The organism is Mycoplasma seminis, from assembly GCF_030718845.1.
Taxonomy (GTDB): Bacteria; Bacillota_I; Bacilli_A; order Mycoplasmatales; family Metamycoplasmataceae; genus Mycoplasmopsis; species Mycoplasmopsis seminis.
Genome location: NZ_CP132191.1, coordinates 571,716 through 585,882 on the forward strand (window position 1 = coordinate 571,716; position 14,167 = coordinate 585,882).

General features: G+C 26.0%; 8 protein-coding genes and 1 pseudogene. 5 read left to right on the forward strand and 4 right to left on the reverse strand.

Annotated elements, in window-relative coordinates; genetic code table 4:
- Positions 1-1,257, forward strand: a complete 1,257-nt coding sequence (locus Q8852_RS02505; protein ID WP_305937612.1) for a cell division protein FtsZ — start codon at positions 1-3, stop codon at positions 1,255-1,257.
- 205 nt (positions 1,258-1,462) lie between these two features.
- Here the strand turns inward: Q8852_RS02505 and Q8852_RS02510 are convergent, their stop codons facing one another.
- Both Q8852_RS02510 and Q8852_RS02515 read right to left on the reverse strand, forming a co-directional pair.
- The gene (locus Q8852_RS02510) at positions 1,463-2,608 is read right to left on the reverse strand and encodes an IS3 family transposase (protein WP_369810279.1); all 1,146 of its coding nucleotides are present in this window, start codon (positions 2,606-2,608) and stop codon (positions 1,463-1,465) included.
- Positions 2,578-3,036 (reverse strand): hypothetical protein, encoded by a 459-nt coding sequence (locus Q8852_RS02515; protein WP_305937606.1) that lies wholly within the window; start codon positions 3,034-3,036, stop codon positions 2,578-2,580. Before Q8852_RS02515 ends, Q8852_RS02510 begins: the two co-directional genes overlap by 31 nt.
- 186 nt (positions 3,037-3,222) lie before the next feature.
- On the opposite strand from Q8852_RS02515, the gene Q8852_RS02520 reads away from it, so the two are divergent.
- The 3 genes from Q8852_RS02520 (at position 3,223) to Q8852_RS02530 (ending at position 6,065) form a co-directional block, all read left to right on the forward strand.
- Positions 3,223-3,660: a hypothetical protein gene (locus Q8852_RS02520; RefSeq protein WP_305937613.1), complete on the forward strand. Its 438-nt coding sequence runs from the start codon at positions 3,223-3,225 to the stop codon at positions 3,658-3,660.
- Positions 3,661-3,747: 87 nt separating this feature from the next.
- Positions 3,748-5,193: a coiled-coil domain-containing protein gene (locus Q8852_RS02525; RefSeq protein ID WP_305937614.1), complete on the forward strand. Its 1,446-nt coding sequence runs from the start codon at positions 3,748-3,750 to the stop codon at positions 5,191-5,193.
- A gap of 152 nt (positions 5,194-5,345) precedes the next feature.
- Positions 5,346-6,065 carry a DUF31 family putative serine protease gene (locus Q8852_RS02530; RefSeq protein WP_305937615.1) on the forward strand — a complete coding sequence of 240 codons (720 nt, stop codon included), beginning with the start codon at positions 5,346-5,348 and terminating at the stop codon, positions 6,063-6,065.
- 51 nt (positions 6,066-6,116) lie between these two features.
- Here the strand turns inward: Q8852_RS02530 and Q8852_RS04570 are convergent.
- Positions 6,117-7,350, reverse strand: a pseudogene (locus Q8852_RS04570) (IS256 family transposase).
- A gap of 29 nt (positions 7,351-7,379) precedes the next feature.
- Here Q8852_RS04570 and Q8852_RS02545 point away from each other — a divergent pair.
- Positions 7,380-8,036, forward strand: coding sequence for a DUF31 family putative serine protease (locus Q8852_RS02545; protein ID WP_305937617.1), 657 nt, complete (start codon positions 7,380-7,382; stop codon positions 8,034-8,036).
- A gap of 10 nt (positions 8,037-8,046) precedes the next feature.
- On the opposite strand, the gene Q8852_RS02550 is transcribed toward Q8852_RS02545, so the two are convergent.
- Positions 8,047-14,016: a M60 family metallopeptidase gene (locus tag Q8852_RS02550; RefSeq protein ID WP_305937618.1), complete on the reverse strand. Its 5,970-nt coding sequence runs from the start codon at positions 14,014-14,016 to the stop codon at positions 8,047-8,049.
- Between the last annotated feature and the right edge of the window lie 151 nt (positions 14,017-14,167).

A 14,167-nucleotide genomic window follows, 5' to 3' on the forward strand; every position in this document is an offset into this window, starting at 1 on the left:
ATGAACGAAATTCACAACTTAAACAACGCATCATATAAAACCGCTATCTCACTAAAGGTCATAGGAGTTGGTGGAGCTGGTAACAATGCAGTTAACATGATGTATGATGAAAATTTACCAAATGTTGATTTTATAGTAGCGAATACTGACGTTCAATCTTTAGAAAAATCTAAATGTACACACACTATTGCTTTAGGAAAAGAAAATAGAGGCTTTGGTGCTGGTTCTGATCCTAAATTAGGATCTAAAGCTGTAGATGAATCTACAATCGAAGTTAAAGAAGCTCTTAAGGATGCAGATGTTGTTATTATAACAGCTGGATTCGGAGGAGGAACTGGAACTGGTGCTAGTCCTAAAATTGCCCAAATAGCTAAAGAAAATGGAGCTTTAACAATTGGTCTAGTTACAACTCCTTTTATCTATGAAGGTAACAAAAGAATGAGTGTTGCTCAAGACGGTATTAAAGAACTTAAGAAATATGTTGATTCTTATATTGTTTTATCAAACGAAAAATTATTGGACGAAAATCCTGATGTTCCTTTTGCTGAATCACTTAAGCTTTCAAATATAACCTTAAAAAATATTATTTTCGCAATACATGATATTTTAAACCGTGTTGGTACAATTAATATCGATTTTGCTGATATTAAACACACATTAAAAGACTCTGGACTCACAATAGTAGGAATCGGTCAAGCCTCAGGTGAAAACAGAGCTGAAAAAGCCGTGAAAAAAGCTTTTGAATCAAACTTATACGAACATGATATCAAATCAGCTTCAAAACTTTTAATCAATATCCAACATGATAAAATGGTTACAAATAAAGATATCCGTAAGGCAGTTTCTGCTGTACATGAAATATTAGCTAATGAAGGTGGATTGATTGATGATTGCAAAATCGGTCAAGAAATCGTTGAATTAGATAATAATGCACAATTCTTCAAAGTTTCAATTATCGCTAGTGGAGTAGATGCTAATACAACACCAGAAATTATTGAAACAACACAACACACTTCTAAAATTGATTCAATTTCAGACTTGCAACCTGAAATTGAAGATGTTGAAGAAGAAATGGTACAAGAACAAGTTCAAGGCGAAGCAATTAAAGTTGATTTAGAAGAAGATTCAAATTCTTTACTTCATACAACTGAAGCCAAAAAATATGCTGAAACTAAAGAATTGAATTCATACTTTGATATTGATGATACTTCACTCAAAGATGAACAAGATGAAAGTATTTGATTCTTTGTAAAATAGACGATGTAAGAAGTTTATACATTGAAAATTACAAGTAAATTTGTTAAGCAGTTTGCATAAGCAAGCTGTTTTTATTTATCCCTATGTCATAGACATGAAAATAAAAAATATATTTTTATATAGAATATTTTAAAAATCCATTAGAATTAAATAACACACTTAAAGAGGAAAGATTATGAATAAAAATTTAAATAAAATAAATATATTAATTAAAGGTAATTTTGTATTCAAATAACTGAGATTTTTGGCTTTTTGATATAACTTTTTCCCTTTTTATCTTATCCTTTTTCATTTTTTGAAATTTAATATCAAAACAATTTCCTAAAGTATTCAATTCGTTTTTAACATTTGCTATGATCAAAGAAAATGAGGCAAGAAAAAAATTAACTATTATTGGAAATGCAGAAAAATATATCGAAGGTTCAATCCTAACACTTAAATATATAAAAGTGAAACTACATAAAATATTTTTTATTTTGTACTGAACCCCTAATTTTTGTACCATTAGATTTTCAAAATCTTTTCTGTACTCAATTGGGGTTTTTCCTTTCAATCTAATTTTAATTCTTTTATTGTTATAAAAGTCAAGATAGTCAAATAATTTTTCCACAAAATTATTAAGATTTGTGAAATTGTTTTTGTTTGGGTAAAAGAATTCCAATTTTATTGTTCCAAATAAGGATTCAACTAATCCATTATCCGGACTATTTCCTTTTCTTGACATACTTTGGATAATATTGTTAGCTTTTAATAAGTTAACAAAATATTTATGTTGATAATGTCAGCCTTGGTCTGAATGAATTATGCAACCACTTAAATTTCTGCTTTTAATTAATGGTTCAAAAGTATCTTTTATTAATTGTAAATTAGGACTCAATGAAACGGCGGCTGATAAAATTTCACCATTAAATCCATCTACTACTAAAGATAAATAAACCTTTAAATCATCAAAAAGTTTAAATTCTGTGATATCTGTAAAAAGCTTTTCTAAAGGTTTCTTGCTTATGAAATTTCTTTGGATTAAATTATCTGCAATGGGTCCTATTTGTCCTTTGTAAGATGAATATTTCTTATGTTTTCTTCTATAAACGACTAAATTAAGTAATTTCATTAGTTTTAGAACCTTTTTATGATTTACATTAATACTTCTGTTGTGTAATTCCATAGTGATTCTTCTGTAACCATAAGTTTTGTTACTTTCTTCAAATATCTTTTGAATTGTTTCTTTTAATTCAAAATCCTTATCAATAGGAGTTAAAAAATGTTTTTCTCAATAGTAATAATGAGATTTTCTTATTTGCGAAGCAGCAAATAAATCAACTAATTTGAATTTTTCTTTATTTTCAAAGATTGCTTGCGCTTTTTCTTTGACGGTTGCTTCAGTCGGCTTTGAACTATCCTATCTAAAGTTGCGAAATATGCTTTTTCAGCTTCTAGAAGTTCAATTTTTCTTTCTAAACTTTTAACATATTCTAAGTCGATTGTTTTTTCTTTGTTTTTGTTTTCTTTACTCATAATTAAATTATAGTAATTTTTCTTTTTAGCAACAACTTTCATTGCAATACTAATATGAGTTGATAAATTCAAATCTACACAAGATTGAAAAATTGTTTTTTCATGATGAATAATCTTATCGATTTCTTCATCAATAACTCATTCATCATAATCTTTAATCGAAACAGAATGTAAATAATCATCAATTGTTTTTGATTTTAAATAGTAATTCACATAATAATAAATCATGGGATTTTTCAGTTTACGCTTTTTATGAATTCACATAATTTGAGTTTAAATTCCTTAAATTCAAACATATTTTGAATAATCATTTGTTTTTTCATATACATTTGCACCCGTTATTGAATGAAGGTACAAATTTTGGGGTTCACTACATTTTCTTTCTTATATTTCTTTATATATACAACTTTTCAATCCATTAGTTGTATCATAGCTTCATATCAAGGTTTTATGAACGGTTTAAACGCTATGATGTTTGCACCATGCATAATACCACTTTGATTATTAAAACAGCTTTTAATAGCTCGCCCAATTTTTAAGAAAAAAGAACTTGTAATTCCTGAAATAAAAGAAGGAAAAAATTTAATTGAACTATATAGTTATAAAAATAATGATGTTAAACAACATCGCAATAAAATTAAAATTAATTTTAAATATACAGGAGAATTTACTTGGAAAAATCACACAATATCAGATGACAATGTAAAAATGATATTTCATTATAGATATTGAAAACATACAGGCGCTACAGAAGCTGAAATTGAAAAGATATATTACTTCTTATTCGCATTTAATTATGATGAAAAACCATTATTAATGCAAAATTCTGAATTAATATCTAAGATTCAGAATGACTATCACGAAATCCAAAATAACATAAACACATAACAAACATCAATTTCATGACAATAAATTATGAATTTGATGTTTTGTTTTTTATTCCTAAAGAGACAAAAAATCAATATAATTTAAGCTATGAAAAATAAAAAATGACTAATTTTAAGTAGTGTTTGTTTAACAATAATAGTAACAGCTGGTTCTACAGCTTTTACTATTATGAATATCAAAAAGCAAAATAAGTACAATCAAAAAGATTACCAGAACACAATTAATAATTTAAAAGAATTATCGATTAAATTTTCTGATATGAAAAAGGAATATTCACCTGATTTCTTAAGTAAATATGAACAAGAAATTAATGATATTTTAAACCAAATACAAAAAACTATTACTGAACAAAAGTTAAATTATCATCAAATCAGCAATTTAGAATATGAACTAAATTCAAAATACGCCGAAATTGTATCCAAATATTTATATTATGATGCAAATCAAAAAATAAACACTAATAAAATAGAAAAACTATTAAATGATATAAACAATTTTTTACAACAAGCAGATAAAACATACATATTCCAAAATAAAACTAAGATAGATGGGATAATTTCAAAAACTAATAATTTACTGAAACAAAACCAATTAGACATGGTTTTATTTAAGACATATAGCAGTGAATTTTCTAAAATTAAAGAAGATTATATAAATAGTTTACAAAAGAAATTTCAATCATTAAATACAGATTTCATCAATTTTACATTAGAAACTGATGAAGAGTTTGACAACTTAAATAAAGCCAAATTCACAACTTTAAATACTCTTTTTAATGAATCTAAAAATAGCAAAATACAATGGAGTACACTACAAAACAACCTTCAAGAAATCCAACAAAATTTTGAATCATTAAAAGCAGAATATTCAAATTACACTAACCAAAAGCATTTTAAAAAACAAACTGAAAAATTATTAAATCTTGTAAACGAATTTAATTCATCTTTAAATCAAGAATTTTATTTACAATATAAGGAAGAAATATCTAACTTACAACAAGATATATTGCAGTTATTAAATACTCTTGCAAGTAATATTAATGATGCTAAAGAAAAATTAAATAACTATACAGAAAAATTTAACTTATTAAAGAATAAGTACAATCTATGATTAAAATCAAATCAAGAAGCAAAAAATGAAATTAAGCAAAAATTCCAAGGCCTTACCATAGAAGTGAATGATTTTATTAATTCTGCTGATGCTGAATTTTTAGTTTCTAATCATGATTTAATAAACAACATTAAAAGTACTCTTTTACAAATTGATAATTTAAACAATTCCCCAAAACAGCTTGAAACAACTTTACAAAATATAAATAAACAATTTAATGAATTAAAAACTAAATATCAAGAATTTCAAAAAGCAAAAGAATTCAAAACAAAAATAACCCAATTATTAAGTGAAATTGATAGCTTTGTTTTAACGGCTAATAGCAAATTTATACAAGAAAATAATGCGGTTATAAACACCTTAAAAACCAATGTGCAAGCATTAAACAGCTTAAATGATATTAGTCAACCTAACGTCTTATAACTAAGTATAGCGATGAATTAAGCTCAATAAAAACACAATATCAAAACTGACTAAAAGAAAATAAAATATTATCACCAGAACAAATTAAGCTTTATTACCAAAACCACCCTGAATTAAAAGCATTTGATCCTAGTTCAACATCTAAAGATCAAATGCTAAGAAATAATAAAGATTACATTAATTCAATTTTTAATAGAACATTTACTTTAATTTCAGATTATGATGATGGAAGCAATACTGCTGGAACTATTTGATTATTTGACTACCATAAAATATCAGAAGGAAATTTCAAATTATTTTTTGTAACTAACTATCATGTTGCTATCGAGCTATATTCCGATAAAGATTTAGAAGAATATAAACAACCTAATAGAACAAAACAAATCACCAATATTAGATTAGGTTCAAAACTGCAATGAGATGATACTGCATCAAAAAAATACGCTTACAAAAGACTTAGCAAAGATAATTGACCACGTTCATTTTATTTAGCGCATAATTTCATGGACCAAGAAACATCACAACATTATAGCAGAAGATATTACACTGATTTTGCTGTAATTGAATACGATTTTAATTATAATGAATTCCTCAAAGCAAATTCTAATAGTGAATCAAAAGATTCATATCAGTTAGCTATAAAAATTAAAAATGCTATTGATGAATTAGATAAAAGCAAAACTAAATTTGTTGGTAATAAAAACTATTTAATGTCAAATGGACAATATCCTTATGCCGCACTCGATTATGGTTCTGTTAAAATGTTTGAATTTAATACATTAGGATTAGATAAAAATAATCAACCATTACTACCAGATAGTGAAGAAAAAATAAATGAAGTTTCAAATGGTAGTAGTCCAAAGTTTGTGTAATCACATCGGACTATAATTGAATAAATTATATATAATAATACTGAACTTAACTTAGAAAATTATTCTTTTCCTTGTTCAAGTTCGAGTTATTTTGAAGCTTGCAACAATAGCCAACATTTTGATGGAGTTAGGACTATGATGCGAGCTTTTTTCTTGACATATTTTCTTAATGCTGAGTGGAAATTTTCGCAAATATTGTTTGTGTAAATATATCTCCTGATTCCTATTGGAAAATCATAAAATGTGAATATCTCGTCAAGTGAGTTTTCAATAATTGCAACAGCTTTTCTGTATTTATCTTTATATTTGTTTTTAAATTCCAAAAATCTTTTATAACCTTCATCTTTGTTTTTACCTTTAAATATTAGTTTTAGTAGTTGTGATACTTCATACCTTTTAGATTGTGGTATTGTAATAAGCGCATTAGTCATTTTATGAAATGCACATTTTTGAATTTTAGATGAAGGAAAAACTGAATTAATAACATTATTAATTCCACTAAAATCATCGCAAACAACAACTTGAGGATCATTAATTCCTCTCTTTTTAATTCTGATAAGAATTTTGTTCAATTTTCTGTACTTTCTACACCTGAGGTTTCTATTGATAAAACTTGTTTTTTACCTTCTTTATCTATAGCTATAGCGGTGTATAAGGCTATTTTTGAGCTCTGTTTGACAAAATCCCTTGGATTCTCAACATTTTCTAAAGAATTTAAATATTCACCAGTGAATGGGTTATATCATTTAAAAACTTTATGATATGAAGCATCAATAAATAATGCATAAATATCATTATTTATGTCAAAACTATAAGCGTTGTCGTATTTGTTTTTAATAGTTTTTGAAACTCTCGCAATTATAGAATGTCCTATTCTAAAACCTAATAATTTCTCAACTAAATCTATGGTTTGTTCATATGATAAAAATTGTTGCAATAAATGTGCGATTAGAAATTCAAATTCTTCCTCACATCTTTTATATTTAGCTAATATTTGTGAACAAAAATTTGAAGCATTTCTTAATCTTGGGACATTTATTTGTAGTTTACCATTCAATGTGTATAAGGTTCTTTTAGAATATCCATTTCTATAAATTTTTCCTTCAACTAATTCATATTTATTCATTTCAGTAATATAAGCATCTACTTCATCTTTTAAATTCTCTTCAATTAACTTAGCAACATCTAAGTAATTAACATTAAGTAGAAATGATAATTCTCTCATATCAGCTCCTAATTTGTAAAATTCATTTCTTAATAATTTGTTTCTTTCCTCTAAAATCATAACAAAAATCACTCCTTTTAATATTTGGAGTGATTACACAACATTTGGTCTACTACCTTTCAAATGATATTAAGAAATATTTTGGTGATATTAAGTATTCAACACAACCATCAGCTGAATACTTTGCTGGATATCCATTTGTGAATCAAAGAGAAAATAAAGTAATGTACAATGTTGCTAATAATAAAATGAATGTTTTAGGAAACACTATTAGTGGATATACACACAATCCTTTTATTGTTATAGATCAAGATAATGGTGAAGCTAATCGTACACATGGGTTACAATTTAATAATGAGCAACAAGCTTTATTTTATGGTTTAGCATATCGTACTTTTCAAAATAGCGAGGTCTTAGGTGGAGCTAGTGGTTCAATGATGACTAATGAAGCAAATTTACCTATAGGACTAGTACTGGGTCATGAAACTAGTTCAACTAGAGTTTTAAATGATGAAAATAAATGAATCACATTACATACAGCACTTTCAATTGCCTTTAGTTTAAATAGACCGTTTTATTCAAATAAAACTCATTCAGTGGTTCAAACGTATAATTTAATTGATGGAAGTGATAAAAGTAAACATCCACATCAGATAACTTCATACCGTGAACAACTATATAAAGTTTATGGTAATTCATACCAAACAACCTTATTTACAAGAACAAACGAAAAAGCCGGTAATTAAACCGACTTTTTTATTTATATAAATCAAATTTCTTTAAAGCAACATATTGGATAGGTAAATTGCTATCAGCGCTTGTTGTTTCAATAATAAGAGTCTTTTTACCTTTTGGTAAATTAGTTGTTTCAATAAACGGAACATTGTATATTGCTTTTGAACTTGCAGTAGTATCTCAAACATTTGTTTTAAATAATTCTGCGTCATTTTGATCTAAAACTGTTATTTTATAAATACCTTTATAATCTTGAGTTTTATCTCCAAAAAGCATAACTCTTTGTATATTTTCATTAAGCGCTACAGTCATTTTAGTTCCTTGACCTTTTAATGTAGCCTTAACTTGATCTACTCTAGTATTTTGATGTGAAAATTCAACATTTTCTAAATTATTATATGTAACATCTTTGTGTTTTACACCTACAAGCAAGTCATATTGTGGATTATTGAAAACAAAGTTAAAATGAGAAATTCTAATAAATTCTTCATTATTACTATTTGGAATATTTTGATACTGTGATTTATCAAAAATAAATTTAATAGTTATTTTTCCATTAAATAAATACGTATCATTAAATGATGTTAAGGTTCTATTTAATCCAAAATTATTGTTATTTGCACCAGCGATATTTCAATCTTTTATTTCACCAGATCAAATTAATTTATTTTGTGCATGGTTTTCATCATTTGCTTGGTAAATTTCAACTTTATTAGGTCTATATTTAATATTACCTATATTATTATAATTAAACCCACTAGCAAAAAATGGTTTTTGAGTTTCTCAAGAAATTAAAACTTCTTTTATATCCTTATCATTAATTATAAAATTATCAGGCTTAGAACTTTCTTGGAACATATTTCACACTTCCATAGGCATAGAAGTATCTTTTTCTCTTTTTGGACCAGCATAAATTCATGTTCCAGGTTTTACATTTTTTCCTATATTAAACATTTGGCTAGGGTCTTTTTTACCATTTTCATCATATCAAGCCATTTTCCATGTAGAAAAGTCATAATTTAAGAAATCAAGATTTTCAATTCCTCAAGAGTAAAATCTCTTTCTATATTCCTTAGCTGTATTGAATAAATCAGTTCCATATTTATTGAATAACTCAGCTGTTTCAAATCCATGTGATAGTGTTTTCGGTAACATGTTGTTGAAAAATTCTAATGCACTTCCACCTCAATTATCAGATTCTTTATTCTTTAATTTAAGGATTTCTATATTTGTAATATCTAAACCTTGAGCTTGATTTTCATCAAAATAAGCTGTACTTGACATTAAAGCATAAACATTAATATCATATACAAGTCCTTGAGTTAATTCAAATCCTAGTGATCCATCAGTTCATAATGAATATCCATATTTATAATCAGGATTTCTCGAATCTCTTGCGTAAACCACTTTAGTTTCATTAGTTTGTCTATTTTTAATAGTAACAAATAACTGAACTGGTTTATTCGTTCTTAAATGAACTTTATGTCATCCTGTATTTTGAGCTATAAATGTAGTTTTTAATCTAATAATTTCATTTTCATTATTAAATTCTAAATTTTTCAATGAAAGATCTTGTCCTATAGCTATTTCTTTTACCGATGTAGTAGAATCCTTAATACATTGAGATTTAATTTCATCAAACTGTTCAAAGAACTTAATTTTATTATTTGTTGCTTCACTTTTATTTAATAAAGGAGTATCAAATTGTAATGTAGACATTTGATTTAAATCTCCAGCATCAGTTTGTCAAGGTACTAATTTATTATCAATTTCAAATCATGAGTTATGAGGAACTTCATATTTAGTAATACTGTATGTTGAATTAGTTGTTCTAAATGGTCCAAATAACGGTCTAATTACTACTCTGTATATTTCTCCATTAGCATCAGTTAATTCAACTTCTAAATAATCCATATCATTGATTTTCACACCTTTATTTGGTGTATATTTGATTAAATATGGTTGTGGATATGAAATAGTACCACTAGAAGGGGTATTTAATACTTTAGCTCCGATAATTGGGACAACTAGATTTTGATGATTACTAATAGTTGTGAACTTATTCATATCAAAAATAGTCGGAACATCAAATGATACTTCATAAGGTCTAATAGCATCTCCTCCATAAATTCAAGTTCCATCTTTTTGCTTAATAAAGTTACCTGAAGCATACATGTTTGAAAATGGAGCGAATTTTTGATATCTTCTTTGAATTATGCTTTTAAGTTGAGCTCATTTTTGCAACATTTCTTCTTTTGAAGAATTTTTATTTTCAATAATTAAATCGAATAATACGGATTTTTCTAATCACTGTGTTAAATCAGCACCAGAAACTAGCGAAAGTAAATAAGGAGTCGATAATGTTCCATATTTATTATAGTCAGTAATTATGCTAGCAATTTCAGGATCATTTACAGTTAATGTAAAGAAATCATTTTTTTGTCTCATATATAAACTTTGCAATCTTGCAAATTCAATTCAATTTTTAGGCCCAAGTGTACCAGCTAACATAAAAATTGCATCTCATTGATTTGTTGTATTTAAACCTTCAGCAGAATTTGCTGTTTCTTTTTTAATATTAGTATACGGAATAGCTCTAGGACCTCAACCTCATTGGTTTATACCAGTTGGAAAATCTTCTCTTCTTTGAGCTGTTGTATTAGAAAATAATTGATATTCAACTACACTATTAACATTATTGATAGTTTCACCAGGTTTATTATTAGCAAACATATCTCATTCATATGAGTGATTTAATTCATGCATAAATCCTCAGTTAGATACAGGAGAAAATGTATCATCACTATCCACTAGCATTTCATGCCCAAATCCAATAGGACCAACAAAGTGTGTACTTGCATTATATGCATAAATATTCATAGGAGCATCATTAATTAATCAATATTGAATTCAACCTTTTTTATCAAGTCTATTTCTATCTTGATTATTCATATATCTTGATGTTTTTGTTGCTTCACTTATTTTAGAGAAATAATCAAACGGTAAATGTCCATTTTTATCAAATTGTTTTTTAGCACTTTCATAAGCAATATCTTTACCTTTTGAATCATATGCTAGCATAAATCCTGAAATACTATCACTCACAGCTGTAAATACTGGTGTTCTAGTATTTTTAATCATGTCTTCTCATTGTTGTGGAGTTGTAATTCCTAATTGATAATGTAAATTTTGAATAGCTCCTGAGATATTAAATGTGATATCTTCATCATTTGAATAATCAATAAAATAACGCATTTTATTCATGTTATTTAATGATATTGTTCCTCCAAATGATGAGCCAAATTTAACTTCTACATATTGTGTTCCATTTATTTCAACATCTTTATGTCATTTAGGTTCATTTAGCATTAGATTTAAGCTGAAATATGTTGTCATATTTGGTAATCTTAAATTTGTCCAACCCCGAGTATTTTCACCGATTTCACCTCTTAAGAATTCTTTTCCAATTTGAATTTCCAGATTCATTTTTTTAACAATTTCTACTTGAGATTGAGGAATTCGCATTGTGATTACTTCACCAGCTGGAGCATATAATCCACTAGCTAAAACACCAAAAAATGTTGGAGAAATTGTTCAATTAGCATTAGCCGCTTGTTGTGTAGGTTTAACTGATAAATCTCCAAACATATGATCAATAGCTGGGTGTTTATTTAATTTCTTATTATAAATTTTATCTAAGATAACTTCTTCTTTTAATCAAGTTCAAAAACCATACTTTTTATCTACACCTGAAATTTTCATATTTGGATCTACTGAATCATCTGCATCATTTAAATTCATTTCTCTTTGTCATTTTTTAATATTTTCATTTAATTCTTCAGCAGTTTTTGAATTTGTTTCTTTTGCGAATTTTGAATCTAAACTTCTTCAATTATTATTTAATCCCATGTAATCAGGAGCTTGTGGAATATCTTGATATTTTGAATGACCAGTTGGAACATTATTTGCAACTTCTAAACGTGAATATTTATTAAGGATTTCTAATTTAGAAGTATTAAAACTATTTAAATCATTAATTGTTGTTTTTTTATATTTTGTATTTGTATTTGATTCGTTAAATTCAAATTTTTTAAATTCTTTAACATTATCATCAGATAAATCAGTGTAAGGTTTTTGATTTGGATCTTTAATTTTTGCTAAATTTATTAAAAGCTCAGTATTGCTATTAAATTGCTTAAGAATTTCATCATGTTCAGCCTGTTTCATAGCTTTGGATGCATCATATTTCATTAATTCTGCATTAAAATTCTTGTATTCTGGTAATGATTTTTGATAATCATTTAGTCTTAAATACATTTTGTACATGTAACTAGAAGCATTTCTTAAATCTTGATATGTTTTAAGGCTAGGATCTTTTTTAAATGGAGCAATAGTTTCTTCATTTTCAACATGAGCTAATGGATTTTCTTTTAATATTAATGAATATTTGACTTTTAACCCTGCTGGACCAAATGGACTTAAAGAAATAATTTTTAATTCGTATTTTTTAGTGTCATATTTAGGGAAAATAATATTTTTTTTCTTTACGTCATAACTAAAAATATTTTTCTTATTAACTACATCTGGAATTAAAGTTTTAATTATTTTATCCATTTCTTTTGTAGGATCATCTTTTTTAGATAATTTATTTAGCACCTCAATAGCATTATGTAAATCTTTTAATAATTCATCAAGTTCTGAATTGCTTAATCTTGTTGTTCTAGAATTAATTAATCTTTCATAGTCTAAAGATTTAAAATCAGGATATTCTTTTTGAAAATTAGATAATTTTAATTCTATCTTTTCGAATTCTTCTCTTGCTACTTCAACATTTTTTTGTAATTCTTTATTTCTAGCTATTTCAGGATCTTCTAATGATTTTAATTTCGGAATTTCATTTATAAGTTCATTATTTAATAAATTTGAAATTTCTTCTAAATGATCAGTATTTGAAAGTTGAAGATCATTTTTCGATTTATTAGCAAAATCTAAATGAAGTTTTTTTGCATTTTTGTGATTTTTTTGCATTTCAGTTAATGTATTGTATTCATCTAAATATTTAGCTTGCAAGTTGATGATATTTTCAATTAAATTCTTTTTCTTATCACCTTCGGGAGTTTTTTCTAAAAATGCATTAATTTCTTTAATGTATGCTTCATATTTACGAATTACTTCTTTAGCTTCATCTATAGCTTCTAGAGAATTCCAATCATTATTATTAAATTGAGTAAAATCTTTGTTTTTTAAAAATTCTTGGACTTCAGGAAGTGATTTTTGATATTCACTAAGTGAAGCTATTTTTTGATTCATAGTTGTTTGGAAATTATTGATATCTTTCTTTAAATCATTAATATTTTCTTTACTTAAAAGAATATCTAAGAAGTCTATGTTATTTTCTAGTTCGTCAATAAATTCTTGGACTTCAGAATCATTAATTAAGGAATCGAAACTAAATCCATTTAATTTTGTATTAACAAAAATACTTACATGTGCAACATATTCATGTAATGTCTTTTGGTATTCATTTAGCATATTTAATTTTGTGTTAAATACTTCTAATAAATTTTTAGCTTTCTTAAGAAGTTCACCTGAAATATTGCTATTATCTTGAATAGGTTCATCAATATTTTGTGAAGCTTTACTAATGCTGTCAATTAAATTTAAATCTGTTTCTATTTGATTTTGAATTTGTACTAATTCATCAATACTTTTAGTAGGTAATAATTCAGGTTTAATTGTAGATATGACTGAATAATTATGTGATTGTTTAAGATATGAATCTTTTACATCTTGACTGATTATATTTATTTTTTGGCTATATTGTTGTATTAAAGCAGAAACTTTTGAAATAAGTAAATTATTTGAAGTATTTGATTCTACTGGTTTCTTGCAAGCTATAGGTCCGGCTAAAATAACCCCGCCTAACGCAGCAGCTGAAATAAGTAAACGTTTACTAGTTTTTTTAAATAATTTATTCTTATTTTTCTTCATTTTTCACTCCTTAAAATTAATAAAAATTACGTATAGCTTAAAATAAGTAAATACGTAATTTTAACTTAAATATATTATCTATTTTAACATGAAAATTATTTAATTTGTAGTGAACCCCAAAATTTGTACCTTCATGATTAATTAAAAGATT